Raw genomic sequence first — 14,239 nt, 5'->3', positions numbered from 1 at the left:
AGTTCGTATTCTAAAATATTTATTTTAATGTCCATCTTAACAATTAAGAAGGACTAGCTTTTTTCAATTATTTGATATTAATTCTCCACTTTTACGATGGCCATTTTCCCGTTATATGGCTTGGTTCCTTTTGCTTCTAATGCCTTAGTGGCCTCAGATAAACCTTCGAATTTCTCGTAATAGATATAATACTTACTTGTTGTTACATTGTAAAAGAAATTAACATCTGAACGTCCTGCCGCAATTGCTTTAGCCAGGAACTGATCACGTTTTTCTACACTATTGTGAACGGCAATAATTAAATAATAACCACTATCAGAATTTTTAATGTTCTTGATAATCTGCATATTCGACTGGTCTTCACCAAAATCAAAATCACTTGCGGTTAATGGTGTACTACTTACTTTTGTCGTTTCTTTAATACGTTTTAGAGCGGCAACGTCCTGCGCATATCTTCCCTGATCATTTTCGTAAGCTGCACGTTTGATTCTACGTTTTTTCTCAATTTCAGTCTCGGCTTTAATACGTTCTAAATTCGAAAGTAAAGTCGCACTATCTTCTTCCATTTTTAATTGCGCTGCTTTCAACTGGTTGATCTTATCCAGATACGCTTTATTTAAAGCATCATTTTTATTCGGGAATTTTTTAAGTCTTTCGTTATATAAATTAGTCAGCTTAGCGATTTCATCTTTTTGGATTCTGTTCGCATCAGCAAGTTGTGTTTTTAAAGCCTCTAACTGACTATTTTCGGCCGCAACACTTTTAAAAGGTTTTGGTTCTTTATAAATTCCTTTTTCACTTAAATCATTCTCTTCTTTTAAGTCATTCAAGTCTCTTTGTTTATTAGCCACTGTTGTATTAAACTGTGATAATAAATCTTTTTGATTTTTGCTTGAATTCTCAATAGACTGTGCTAAATCATCTATAGCTTTTGCTGTATCATCTTTTGGAGCTGAGGCTGCTTTTGCAAGTGCATCTGCAGCTAATTTTGCCTGAAGTGCTTCTGCATCGGCTTTTGCTTTTGCATCCGCTAATAATTTTGCTTCACGTGCTTCTTCAGCTAATCTCAATTGTCTCGTTTCTTCTTCAGCCTTTAATCTTTCCGTAGCTTCAGCATCTGCTTGTGCTCTTTGATCTGCCAATAACTTAGCTTGTGCAGCTTGCATATCAGCTTTAGCTTTTGCATCTGCATCTAATTTTGCCTGAAGTGCTTCGGCATCTGCTTTAGCTTTGGCATCTGCAGCTAATTTTGCTTGCATGGCCTGAGCATCAGCTTTTGCTTTGGCATCAGCAGCTAGTTTTGCCTGAAGTGCTTCGGCATCTGCTTTAGCTTTAGCGTCTGCAGCTAATTTTGCTTGTAGTGCTTCTGCATCTGCTTTAGCTTTGGCGTCTGCAGCTAATTTTGCTTGTAATGCTTCTGCATCTGCTTTTGCTTTTGCGTCTGCAGCTAATTTTGCTTGTTGTGCTTCAGCATCAGCTTTTGCTTTTGCGTCGGCTGCTAATTTTGCCTGAAGTGCTTCAGCATCCGCTTTAGTTTTAGCATCCGAAGCAAGTTTTGCTTGTTGTGCTTCAGCATCCGCTTTAGCTTTTGCGTCCGCAGCTAATTTTGCTTGTAATGCTTCTGCATCTGCTTTTGCTTTTGCGTCGGCTGCTAATTTTGCTTGCAAAGCCTGAGCATCAGCTTTCGCTTTGGCATCGGCAGCTAATTTTGCCTGGAGAGCTTCTGCATCTGCTTTAGCTTTGGCATCTGCTGCTAATTTTGCCTGACGTGCCTCTTCCGCTTCTTGTAATTTTTTCGCTTCTGCATCTGCTATCGCTTTAGCAGTTGCTTCTGCATCCGCTTTAACTCTTGCATCTGCAATTAATTTTGCTTGTAACGCTTCCATATCAGCTTTAGCTTTGGCATCTGCAGCTAATTTTGCCTGAAGAGCTTCTGCATCCGCTTTTGCTTTTGCGTCGGCTGCTAACTTCGCCTGTAGTGCTTCTGCATCAGCTTTTGCTTTTGCGTCGGCTGCTAATTTTGCCTGTAATGCTTCTGCGTCCGCTTTTGCTTTCGCATCGGCAGCTAATTTGGCTTGTTGGGCTTCAGCATCAGCTTTTGCTTTGGCATCCGCAGCTAATTTTGCTTGTTGTGCTTCCGCGTCTGCTTTCGCTTTTGCATCAGCAACTAATTTTGCTTGTAATGCCTCTGCATCTGCTTTCGCTTTTGCATCTGCAGCTAATTTTATTTTCAGTGCTTCTGCATCAGCTTTCGCTTTTGCGTCGGCTTCTAATTTTGCTTTGGCAGCAGCTTCAGCATCAGCCTTAGCTTTAGCATCCGCAGCTATTCTTGCAGCTCTAGCTTCTGCATCGGCTTTCGCTTTTGCATCGGCAGCTAATTTTTCTTTCAATGCAGCATCTTCAGCAGCTTTTGCTTTAGCATCGGCAGCTAATTTTGCTTTGTTGGCAGCATCAATGCTCGCTTTGGTTTTTACAGCAGCAGCGGCGGCGGCTTTAGCTTCAGCGGCTAATCTGGCCTGATAAGCATCAGAATCTGCTTTTGCTTTAGCATCGGCAGCTAAAATCGATTGTAAATCTGCGGCTTCAGCTTTTGCTTTGGCATCAGCTTTACGTTTTGCTTCGGCAGCATCAGCTTTTGCTTTAGCATCAGCAGCTAATTTTATTTTTAAAGCTTCGGCATCTGCTTTCGCTTTATTATCTGCTTCTAATTTTGCTTTGGCTGCAGCTTCAGCATCGGCTTTTGCTTTAGCGTCGGCAGCCAGCTTAATTTTCAATGCTTCTGCATCAGCTTTCGCTTTATCAGCTGCTAATTCTGCTTGTGTTTTTTGTGGCGCAGCTGTAGTTTTTGCTTTTGCAGCGGCTGCGGCATCGGCTTTAGCTTTATCTGCAGCTAACTTAGTTCTCAATGCTTCTGCATCAGCTTTAGCCTTATCAGCCGCTAATTGTGCCTGAATCTTCTGAGCGGTTGTTGCAGCAGGTTTATTTGCAATTGCCTGCGCTCTTGCAGCAGCAGCAGCATCTACTCTCGCTTTATTATCTGCAGCTAATTTTATTCTGCGTGCTTCAGCATCAGCTCTCGCTTTGTCTGCAGTTAATTGTGCTTGTGTTTTTTGTTCTGTCGCAACTGCTCTGTTAGTTGTTGCAGTTTGTGCTCTTGTTGCATCAGCTTTTGCTTTGGCATCTGCAGCTAATTTTATTTTTAATGCTTCAGCATCGGCTTTAGCTTTATTATCGGCTTCTAGTTTTGCCTTTGCAGCAGCTTCGGCATCAGCCTTCACTTTTTCGGCTGCAGCCAATCTTATTTTAAGTGCTTCAGCATCGGCTTTAGCCTTAGCTTCGGCAGCAAGTTTTGCTGTTTCGGCACCACTTACTCTCGTTACCGGAGTGGTAGTTTTTTTAGCCATTACTGCTTTTGGTTTCGAAGGATCTATTAAAGAACCTTCTTCATCATCACCATAGTAATAGTTTTTATTTTTGAATTTATAAGCAATTGCAAATTCATGAGAACCTCCAAGATTGGTAAAATTCCCCATACCTCTTTCGTAATTGTATTCGATAGCGATACTTGGCGAAATATTAATACCCAAACCTGCCGAAATTCCGTATAAAGTATTATACCCTGCTTGTGCCCAAACTCCTTGCGGAATGGCAATCATGGCAAGTCCTGAAATTATTGTTTTGTCTTGTTTGATTTCTGTTTTTACAATTCCTGAGAATTTACTTCTGTCAAAAAATCCAAAACTATCAAGATAACCCGTGTACATAGCATGCAATTCGATAGCTCTTTCCGGATCATCTTTTACAATTCCTGAACCGAAATTGTAAAGTATAAGATTGTTTACAGAAACTCCAAAATCAAGAAATGTAGTTCCGTAGTTGATACCCGGATTAACAGTAAGTAATGTATTTGAAGGGTAATCGATATTTAAAAGAGTTGGATCATCAGATATGATTTTTCCTTTGTTTAAGCTACTTTGATATACGCCAACGTTCATACCAAAAGTTAAGTTACTGTCTTGTTCTAAAACGATGTTATGAGCAAAGTTTCCTATTCCTCCAAAAACGGTCATTAAACCATAATTTTGCTGGAATAATCCAAAAGCAAAAGCTTCATTCTCTCTAAAACGGCCTGAATAATTGGCCAGGTAAGTATTTGGTGCATCTTCAAACTGCACCCACTGTCTTTTATTATAAAAACTGGCATATGCATTTGTTTCGCGAACAAAACTAAATGTTGGGTTGATTAAATATCTATTAAACTTTAAAGAATTTCTGATGGGTAATGAAAACGAAACAACTCCATTCTCAGGTTTGTCCTGGGAATAGAGTGTATTTGAAAAACCGTAAAATAAAGTGATGAATAGTAAAATTTTCTTCATATTATCTTATCACAGTTATTGATCCTTTTTTTTCACCTGCGTCGCCTTTAATGACATAGTAATAAACTGGATTTACATTTTTAAAATCTATTGACGTCTGAGGCCAATCTCCCTGGTAATTGCTCACATCGAGAACCATATCGCCATTGGAACTTATAATCATAACCTTGGTATTGGCATTTTTGTATTCGTCCGGGATATTCCAATATGGACTTAAACCACTAAGACTTACAATATTTGGAATAACGGAAGAAGGACCTGCTTTTCCTTTGGCTTTAAAAATAAATTCTTTAGAAGTCACACATCCCGAAGACTGAGAAATTCTCACTTTATAAATACCAATAGCGGCTACCAGATAACTACCCGATGTAGCTCCCGAAATAAGATTATTATTTAAATACCACTCATAAGTTGGACTTGTAGCATCTGTTGTAACGCTAACGTTTATTGTTTCTTCTTCTTTAAGTTCGAATTCATCAGCCACATCAATACTGGCATTAAAACTGTTACTTTTAAGATCTATTGATCCGCTGGCAACGCAACCACCAAAATCAACTTCTACGGTATAAATACCAGATTCAGTTGCTTTAACAGTACGGGTATTACCACCAAATGCAGCACCGTCTTTTTTCCAAGTATATTTATTACCACTTGTCGCTGTTAATACTGTACCGTCGGCACTTGGACAAAAAGGATTTCCTAAACTTGAAGTAATTGTAACTGATGACCCAGAACCAGAGGTACTTACAACAACCCGGTTTGAATAAGAAAGAGATGTACAACTGCCATAATTAGTTTCTACATAATAGGTACCTGCTGTTGTAACAGTATAACTAGAAGTAGAATTACCAGCTAAAAGTGTGGGTTGCAAACCAGTACCATTATCTCTATACCAATTGTATGATAGCGAAGGGTATTTTAATGGTGAATCATTTTCTGGTGCTGTAGAATCCGGATCTATAGACAACACATAACTGCCACCTGAACAAAAAGCAGCACTACCATTAAAATTATTAATGGTATACTGCTTATCGTGTATTTTGTAATAAATAGGGAATGAAGGCTTTTGAGTCGAAGAAAAAAAAGTTGTACTTACAATTCCAGTCGAACTCTTAACTCTTAATTTATAAATATCTGATCCTACTATGGTTGTAGGCACTGTAAATGTAATTGTTTTTCTGTCAGGCGCATCATCTTTGGTAACACCTGTTGTCTTTACGGGAGTTGTAAAACTTCCGTCTTTATCTGACAATTCTACTTCGAATGTTGTTCCTGCAGCAAATCCTGTATGAAGAAATGTTGCATCGTAGGTCGTACTTGAAACACCTGCACATATTCTGTCAAAATTTAAAATTTCTGGTGTTATCTTTTGAGCATACAGATTCGATTTAGCTAAAAATAAAAAGCTAAATAAAATGAAAACATTAAAAAAAGATAAAGTAATTTTTCGAATCATATAGTGCGTTTTCTTGCTAAATCTATATTCTCAAAAAATAAGATGTCAATAAATGTTTCAGAAAAATCATATCTGTAGTTCTCAATAATATCTTTTGCAAGAAGTGAATAAGAAGCTGCCAGTGATGAATTATCCTCGCATTGTAAAGTAGTCTGATCATTAGAACCAGTTGCAATAGGAAGGCTATCCTTGGGGATGGATAGCCCTGCTATAAACTGATTAGAATTCTCTAATTTGTCGATATTTTTGATATCAGACGTATCGTTGTTTTGGTTATTTGACGCAGTCATACTGCAAACAGTAGCGACAGAAACTGTAGGTGTTTCTATCGAACTTTGTGCATATAGACTTAACGTAATAGGTGAAACCAAAAATATTATATTTAAAAAATATTTTTTTCTAGATTGAGCCATTATGTTTTGATCTTTATTTGGTCCGGTTTAAGACGAATACATAAATTGTGTCTGGGGACTTTATTAATAAAATTTACGCTTTGAAATAAAAATCAAGTATATTATCTATTGCCGCTTGAAGCTGTAATTTTTCCTAATTGCAATCTGAAATCTGGTTTTTTAGCATTAGAAATATCAATGAATGTTTCTTTGTTATCACTTTGAGAGTAAACATTAAAGAACACACTGTTTCCGTACCAGCTCTCTAAATCTTCGTTATTAGAATTGTATTCTGTAAAGATGTTTCCGTTACATAGGTTGAAATACATTTCCTCAAATTTGATTTTTTTAAGGTTGGCATCATTGATTTCTGTTTTGCTGTCTAATAATACTGCAGGATTAAATCCAGAGATCACACTTCTTTTCATTTCAAGAGAAGCATTTTCAGCCACATAAACAGCCTCTTTTACTAAACCTGCCTGAATATCAGCTTTAATGTTTTCGCTATCATTAAGCATGGTAATATTAGTTGCAACTACCAAAGTTTGTTTTTTAGTAAAATCGGTTTCGCTTTTCTTTTCGTAAGATTTTACCTCCATGCAACGAGATCCGTCCTTAGTACTAGAGAAGTAAGAAGATCTAACTGCCAATGAGTTATAGAAACGACATTGTACACCTTGAGTAAATTTAAAATCGTCGTTGATTGATTTATAAGAAACAAATTTTGTAGCATTTATATCTCCGCCCATGATACCAAATGAATCTCCGCCAGCGTAGCTCACCATGATGTTTTCAAGAACCGTTTTGCTACCAACACCAGCTAATGTTAAACCATTAAAAGTATCAACACCTTTTACTTTTTTACCTGCAAATTCAATTCTCACAAATCTTAAGATTCCAGAGTTTGATGCTGCATTATCTCCACCGTAAGTAGTAAGAGTAGGATCAAGATCCATGTTGTAAGAACCTACGTTTCCAAATTTATTAATTGGAGCATCTCCAAGAATAACAACTCCACCCCAGTCACCAGCTTTTTTCTGGCTGCGGTTTGAAGTAAATACAATAGGATCTGTTTCTAAACCATCTGCAACAAGTTGTGCACCTTTTGTAACTACCAATGTTCCTTTTGTTTCGAAATCACCAATAATCAAAGTTCCTGGTTCAATCGTTAAAACAGCATTATTAGTTACATAAACATTGCCTTGCAAAACATAAATATTCCTCTTCAGCAATTTTGTATTAACAGAAATGTTTCCTGCTAAAATTTGATTTGCTTCTCCATATTCTACTTTGTGAGGCTTAAATTCGGTCCAGTTGTTCAACCAATTGTTGTAGCCCATAATTCCTTTTTCTTGTTGAGCACTCATACTAGTAACTGTCAAAAGAACGCAGATCATTTGAGTAATTTTTTTCATGATAAGGGGGTATTACGGTTAATAATAAATTTGGGTATGCGGTATGCGTATGCTTAAATGATAAAAACTCATCTCGAGTTTTCTGATAGTAGTCAGAACACATCGAGAACGAGTTGTTTTTTATTTCTTTTTTCAAAATGGCGCAAAAAATTTAACTCATCTACGCAAAAACTTCAAAAAAGGTTTTAAAAAATAATATCTAATATTACATTTCGTTCAATTCGTTGAACTCATGTAAAGATTTCAATGTGCTTTCGTAAAATAAAATTGCTGCAATAAGGTTTCCTTTGTCAGAATATGGCATCATTTTTCTTTGAAATTCTACTGTTGTATCTAAAAAAGAAGTTGTACCAACAGCCTGAGCATCTAAAACTTTTTTGTGTTCGTTGTCGTCCGGAATACCAAGATCGGCCATAGTAACACCAGGTTTTGTAACCAAAGCAATGTAAGGAAGAGTTTTTACCAGAACTTTGATACGCTCAATGTATAATTCTAAAAGTTCTCCTTTTTGCATACCACTCAATTCTTTTTGATCATGGTATTTACGAATAAGAGCTGTTGTGCTAATGATACTTCTTGGTGCATTTTTAGCCTGTGCCGAAACAGCCGCAGTAGTTAAAATAAAAAGTGCACTTAGTAGAGTAATTTTCCCTTTCATAGATTCTTATTATAATTGGTTGTTGATGAAAACAAAAATATATAAATTAACTTAAATTGCAACTTTATTGATTTCTTTTTTCAAAAAAAAAGCTTAAAAAAAGCTTAAAAATTAGTCTTATGTCGAGAAAATGTGCGTTTTAACGAGGTTTTTGTTAAAATTGTTAAAATTCAAACCGTAAGATATTAGCTATAAAAAAGGGTTATATTCACACATTAAATAATAAAAAAAACCTTACGTTTATCGATTTTAGCAAAAAAATATTAACAAAAAAATCTTGATATTCACTCGTATGAAGTAATTTATTAACAACTTTTGGTTGATACATCTCAAAAAAAACATCAAAATAGAAACACAATCTGATAAATGATATCTGGTTCATAATCTTTTGATCTAAAATTTTTGACTACATCATTTTCTTCTATCTTTGCTTCATGCAATTTTCTCAAATTTTAGGTCAAGATTACATCAAAAGTCACTTGATAAAAAGTGCAGCTTCCGGACGAATTCCGCATGCACAATTATTCATTGGGCCAGAAGGTAGCGGCACACTATCAACGGCCATCGCTTATGCGCAATATATTTTGTGCAGTAATACCGAAAACGAAAATTCAAACGGAAATGATTCCTGTAATTTGAAGTTTCAAAACATTTCGCATCCCGATTTACATTTTATTTATCCAACGGTTACTACCGAAGATGTCAAAACAAAACCAAAAAGTTTAGACTTCATTCAGGACTGGCGCACGTTTATTCAGGAAATGCCTTACGGAGGTTTATTTGATTGGTATAAAATCCTGGGCGTTCAGAACAAGCAAGGAGAAATACGTGTGGAAGATGCAACAGAAGTTTTAAAATCACTTTCGTTAAAATCATACGAAGGCGGTTATAAAATCATGATCATCTGGATGGCCGATAAAATGAATATCGCCGCATCGAACAAACTTTTGAAACTATTAGAAGAGCCTTCGGATAAAACCATTTTTATTCTGATTTCTGAAAATGAAGAGGATATTATCCAAACCATACGTTCTCGTTGCCAGGTCATTCACTTTAATGGATTACCAGAAAAAGTGATTGCCGAAGCTTTGATTTCAAAAGAAAATGTAGACGAAAAAACAGCATTTAAAATTGCACATCAGGCTCAGGGAAATTTCAGCAAAGCCCTGCATCTTTTAAAAGAAGATGACTCAGAATATCCTTTTGAGCAATGGTTTGTCAATTGGGTTCGCGCCGCTTTCAGGGCAAAAGGCAATGCAGCTGCTATTCAGGATTTAATATCCTGGAGTGAAGAAATTGCAGCTCTTGGACGTGAAAGCCAAAAAAAATTCATTCAGTTTTGTATCGAAATGTTTCGTCAGGCATTATTGCTTAATTATCAGGCTCCAACTTTAGTATATATTGAGCCAAAAGTTGAAAAATTTAAATTAGAAAATTTTGCTCCTTTCGTAAACGGAAATAACATCCATGAAATTTTCAAAGAACTTTCAGATGCGATGTATCACATTGAAAGAAACGGAAATGCAAAAATAATCCTAACCGATTTGTCTATAAAACTGACTCGTTTAATTCATAAAAAATAGTTTTCAAATGAATAATGTTGCCTCTATTTTATTATTAGCCTTTTTAGCCTTAACCTTCTTACAATCAGGATATGAAAAAATATTTTATTGGAAAGATAATGTCGATTGGCTCAAAGGACACTTTGCCAAAACACCATTAAAAAACCAAGTCCCTCTTGCGCTTTTGCATCTTTTAATTCTGGAATTAATTTCAGGAATTTTGTGTGTAGTTGGAGCTATCCAATTGCTAACAAATAGTGGCCGCGAATTTGGTTTTTACGGAGCCATATTTTCCTGTATATCTTTATTAATGATGCTTTTTGGGCAACGTTTAGCGAAAGATTATGATGGCGCAAGAACCATTGTAGTTTATTTTATACCAGCTGTTATGGCTGTTTATTGGTTGAATTAAATCGGCCGAAATTTTTATAGTTCTAAAATCCATAAAGGATTAAAAAATAGCCACAGATTGCACAGATTAAAAAGATTACCAAAATTGTGTTGAAATAAAAATCCATTAAATCTGTGCAATCTGTGGCAAAAAAAATAAATTTTACATTAAAAAAATGAATCCAAAACACCCTTCAGAATCCTTAACGATATTAACCGATTTAGTTTTACCGAGCGAAACTAATCCTTTGAATAACCTTTTTGGAGGTGAATTATTAGCAAGAATGGATCGCGCAGCAAGTATTGCAGCCCGCAGACATTCACGCCGAATTGTAGTGACGGCATCTGTAAATCACGTTGCTTTTAACAGAGCCATTCCCCTTGGAGCAGTAGTAACAATCGAAGCAAAAGTTTCCAGATCTTTTAAAAGTTCTATGGAAGTATTCATTGATGTTTGGGTAGAAGACCGTGAATCGGGAAGCAGAACCAAAGCCAACGAAGCCATTTATACTTTTGTTGCTGTAGATGATAGCGGAAGACCCGTTGAAGTACCGCCGATTGCGCCAGAAACTGAATTGGAAATTCAGCGTTTTGATGCAGCGCTTCGTCGTAAACAATTGAGCTTATTGCTTGCTGGAAAAATAAAACCTTCTGATGCCACAGAATTAAAGGCTTTATTTTTATAGTGAAATTTGTGACAATTTGGAACAATTGGAGAGAATCAAACTTCAAAAAAAAGAACTAATTTTACAAAATACAAGCCTGATACAAATCTAAATCAGTAAGTTATCATTTCTGGTTTGTTTTTGAGAATGAATTATAAAAATTTACATGAAAGAAAAAGAAAAAAAAGAGATGAGTTCAGAGAAAGAAGCCAAATTAAAAGCGCTACAACTTACGCTTGACAAACTAGATAAAACGTACGGAAAAGGAACCGTAATGAAAATGGGCGATAAAGCCATTGTAGAAGTTGAAACTATTTCTTCAGGTTCTCTTGGTGTTGATTTAGCGCTTGGAGTAAACGGTTATCCTAGAGGAAGAATTATAGAAATTTACGGTCCGGAATCTTCTGGAAAGACTACTTTAACATTACACGCCATTGCCGAAGCTCAAAAAGCGGGAGGAATTGCTGCCTTTATAGATGCTGAACATGCTTTTGATAGAAACTATGCTGAAAAATTAGGCGTTGATATCGAAAACCTGATCATTTCTCAGCCAGATAACGGAGAGCAGGCATTAGAAATTGCTGAAAACTTAATTCGTTCAGGAGCAATTGATATTGTGGTAATTGACTCTGTTGCTGCTTTGACTCCAAAAAGTGAGATTGAAGGTGAAATGGGAGATTCTAAAATGGGTCTTCACGCACGTTTAATGTCTCAGGCTTTGAGAAAATTAACCGGAACTATTAGCAAAACAAACTGTACGGTTTTCTTCATCAACCAGTTGAGAGAGAAAATTGGAGTTATGTTTGGAAATCCTGAAACAACAACGGGTGGTAACGCCTTAAAATTCTACGCTTCTGTTCGTTTAGATATTCGTCGTTCATCTCAAATTAAAGATGGTGAGAATGTTATTGGAAACAGAACGAAAGTAAAAATCGTAAAAAATAAAGTGGCTCCACCTTTTAAAACTGCCGAATTCGACATCATGTACGGAGAAGGAGTTTCTAAAACAGGAGAAATTCTTGACTTAGCGGTTGAATTTGAGATCGTTAAAAAAGCCGGATCATGGTTTAGCTACGGAGATACAAAATTAGGACAAGGTCGCGATGCTGTAAAATCTTTAATCAAAGATAATCCGGAATTAGCTGATGAACTAGAAGTAAAAATTAAAGCTCACATTAAGGAATTAGCAAGCGCTTAATTCTTAATTAGTAGCATTTTATATACTAACCCGACAGTTTTAAAAACTGTCGGGTTTTTTATTTTCAAAAAAAGAATAAAACGACGCAACCATTTTAAAATTTGCCCATCTAATAAAAAGACAAAGCTTTGATTGGTATTAGGCCATAATACACAATTCGAACTTTTTTCAGAATAAATTTGGTTGTTTGTTCTATAAAAATCCGTTAGTTGCAATACTAGCGGGTTTTTTATTCCAGTAATTTTTAAAAGTTTTGGTTTTTCACGCAACCTTTTTTGTTTTCTACTCTCTATATTATTATGACGTTAACTTGAGTTTAAACCAAACTCTTTATTATCAATCCTTAATATTTTTAACCATGAAAGAGAAAATAGAAGTGTTGTACAGTAAAAACCGTAGAAAAACCAAATTGAAATTTAAAAAAGTATTGCGTTTTATTTCAGAGAAAATAATTCATCGATAGTCTTTTTGATATAAAATGGGGATTTTAATTCAAAAGAAAAGCCGGCAACTTTTATGAGTTGTCGGCTTTCTATTTTCTTTATTTTATTTTCTTTCTTCTGTCTTTTTCTTAAACTGAAGTAATCCTTTATAAATCAATTGTCTTACTTCATCGCGAAGTGTTTTTCGGCTTTCACTTGTCAATCCTTTTGTTTCTACGAAAGGTAAAATCTTAACCCGCATTTTGCCAGGACTTCCACTCAAAAAAGTATACGAGAATCGTTCTTTGTTATCAGCAAAAACAATAGGAACAATTGGTATTTGATGTTCTATTGCCAATCGAAAAGCACCATCCTTAAATTCATCCAATAAAATACTTTCGTCATCAGGAACTCCGCCTTCAGGAAAAATACAAATACTAAGTCCCTGATTAAGCCTGTCCTGAGCTCTTTTAAAAACGTCATTTTTACTTCTTGACGAATTTCTATCGACCAAAATACAGGTCCTTTTATAGAAAAATCCAAACAACGGAATCTTCGAAAGTTCTTTTTTTCCAACAAATACAAAAGGATTTCGAACTACAGCCAGCATCAGCATAATATCTGTCATCGAAGTATGATTGGCCACAATCATATAGCTGGTATTTTTAATAAGTTTCTGCTCGCGCTTGACCGTATAATAAAAACCCATCCCGAAAAGGATAAATTTAGCCCAAATGCGGGCCATTTTAAAGAAATAGGGGTATCCGCTTTCTGATATAATAGAAATAAGCAAAAACGGCAGCATAATCAATATCGGAATGGCCATTAAAACATAAAACCAAATTCGCCACAAAACCCAAAAAACAATTTTAATTCCTTTCATAGTTTCAAATGTAATAAAACAGAAATGAATTTTGCAAAAAGAATTTCTAGCTTAAATAATAGGTACCTTTTTTTTACCGCAAAGACCACAAAGTTTTTTCGCAAAGAAAAGAAGAATAACAAAACTTATAATTGCAAGCAATAAGCTCACAAAGCTGTAAGCAGGAAACTTCAATTTGTAAAAATTTGAAATTTTTACAAAATAACTTTGCGGTCAAACTCAATAAAAATAAGAAAATAATTATTAAATTTATTGTTTTTTTATATATGACTGAAAACGAAATATCAAATATAATAATCGGATTAGCAATTGAAATTCATAAAGTTCTTGGACCTGGATTATTAGAAAATGCTTATCAGGAATGTTTATTGTATAAAATTAAACAACGAGGACTAGCTGTTGAAAAAGAAAAAGCAATGCCATTAATTTTTGAAGAAGTTAGATTAGATTGTGGTTATCGTATTGACCTGCTAGTAGAAAACAAATTAATAATCGAAATAAAAAGTGTAGAATCGCTTACCGTAAATCACTTAGCACAAACTCTAACGTATCTAAAACTTGGAAATTACAAATTAGGTTTACTCATCAACTTTAACGAAACTCTACTAAAAAATGGAATCAGAAGAGTTGTCAACAATTTATAAATCCAGCTTTGTGAACTTCAAAAACCTTTCTTTAAAAACTTAGCAAACTTTGCGAAAAAACTTTGTGGCCTTTGCGGTAAAAATAAGACACTTCTTAAAAAAATGCACCCAATCTTTTCTCTAAAAATCATTTCAAAACTTTACCACTCGTACTTTGCGAATTTTGTCTAAAATC

Annotated in this window: 11 protein-coding genes; 5 read left to right on the top strand and 6 right to left on the bottom strand. The window is 35.3% G+C overall.

Going from position 1 to position 14,239, the window contains the following annotated elements; translation table 11 throughout:
- Nucleotides 1–77: 77 nt before the first annotated feature.
- The 5 genes from FLP_RS23040 to FLP_RS23020 form a co-directional block, all read right to left on the bottom strand.
- Nucleotides 78–4,379, bottom strand: a complete 4,302-nt coding sequence (locus FLP_RS23040) for a PorP/SprF family type IX secretion system membrane protein (RefSeq protein ID WP_065451826.1) — start codon at nucleotides 4,377–4,379, stop codon at nucleotides 78–80.
- Nucleotide 4,380: 1 nt separating this feature from the next.
- Nucleotides 4,381–5,835: a gliding motility protein SprC gene (gene sprC / locus FLP_RS23035; protein WP_065451825.1), complete on the bottom strand. Its 1,455-nt coding sequence runs from the start codon at nucleotides 5,833–5,835 to the stop codon at nucleotides 4,381–4,383.
- The gene (locus tag FLP_RS23030; protein WP_065451824.1) at nucleotides 5,832–6,248 is read right to left on the bottom strand and encodes a hypothetical protein; all 417 of its coding nucleotides are present in this window, start codon (nucleotides 6,246–6,248) and stop codon (nucleotides 5,832–5,834) included. Before FLP_RS23030 ends, sprC begins: the two co-directional genes overlap by 4 nt.
- A gap of 101 nt (nucleotides 6,249–6,349) precedes the next feature.
- A complete protein-coding gene (locus tag FLP_RS23025; protein ID WP_065451823.1) occupies nucleotides 6,350–7,642 on the bottom strand; it encodes a hypothetical protein in 1,293 nt (430 codons plus the stop codon).
- Between the two features lie 205 nt (nucleotides 7,643–7,847).
- Nucleotides 7,848–8,300, bottom strand: a complete 453-nt coding sequence (locus FLP_RS23020) for a hypothetical protein (RefSeq protein ID WP_065451822.1) — start codon at nucleotides 8,298–8,300, stop codon at nucleotides 7,848–7,850.
- Between the two features lie 434 nt (nucleotides 8,301–8,734).
- On the opposite strand from FLP_RS23020, the gene FLP_RS23015 reads away from it, so the two are divergent.
- The 4 genes from FLP_RS23015 to recA all read left to right on the top strand — a co-directional run bounded on the left by FLP_RS23015 (nucleotide 8,735) and on the right by recA (nucleotide 12,115).
- Nucleotides 8,735–9,883 (top strand): DNA polymerase III subunit, encoded by a 1,149-nt coding sequence (locus FLP_RS23015; RefSeq protein WP_065451821.1) that lies wholly within the window; start codon nucleotides 8,735–8,737, stop codon nucleotides 9,881–9,883.
- Nucleotides 9,884–9,890: 7 nt separating this feature from the next.
- Entirely contained in the window at nucleotides 9,891–10,274 is a 384-nt protein-coding gene (locus FLP_RS23010) for a DoxX family protein (protein ID WP_065451820.1), read from the top strand.
- A gap of 154 nt (nucleotides 10,275–10,428) precedes the next feature.
- Entirely contained in the window at nucleotides 10,429–10,938 is a 510-nt protein-coding gene (locus FLP_RS23005) for an acyl-CoA thioesterase (protein ID WP_065451819.1), read from the top strand.
- A 169-nt stretch (nucleotides 10,939–11,107) separates the two neighbouring features.
- Nucleotides 11,108–12,115 carry a recombinase RecA gene (gene recA / locus FLP_RS23000; RefSeq protein WP_089477425.1) on the top strand — a complete coding sequence of 336 codons (1,008 nt, stop codon included), beginning with the start codon at nucleotides 11,108–11,110 and terminating at the stop codon, nucleotides 12,113–12,115.
- 546 nt (nucleotides 12,116–12,661) lie between these two features.
- Here recA and FLP_RS22990 read toward each other — a convergent pair.
- Nucleotides 12,662–13,420 (bottom strand): lysophospholipid acyltransferase family protein, encoded by a 759-nt coding sequence (locus FLP_RS22990; protein WP_065451816.1) that lies wholly within the window; start codon nucleotides 13,418–13,420, stop codon nucleotides 12,662–12,664.
- A gap of 131 nt (nucleotides 13,421–13,551) precedes the next feature.
- On the opposite strand from FLP_RS22990, the gene FLP_RS22985 reads away from it, so the two are divergent.
- Complete coding sequence (locus FLP_RS22985; RefSeq protein ID WP_317044549.1) at nucleotides 13,552–14,064, top strand: GxxExxY protein; 513 nt, start codon at nucleotides 13,552–13,554, stop codon at nucleotides 14,062–14,064.
- Nucleotides 14,065–14,239 lie beyond the last annotated feature (175 nt).

It is taken from the genome of Flavobacterium piscis (assembly GCF_001686925.1).
Taxonomy (GTDB): domain Bacteria; phylum Bacteroidota; class Bacteroidia; order Flavobacteriales; family Flavobacteriaceae; genus Flavobacterium; species Flavobacterium piscis.
Note: the sequence above shows the minus strand (reverse complement) of the source record. Positions and strands in the feature narration are given on the sequence as shown.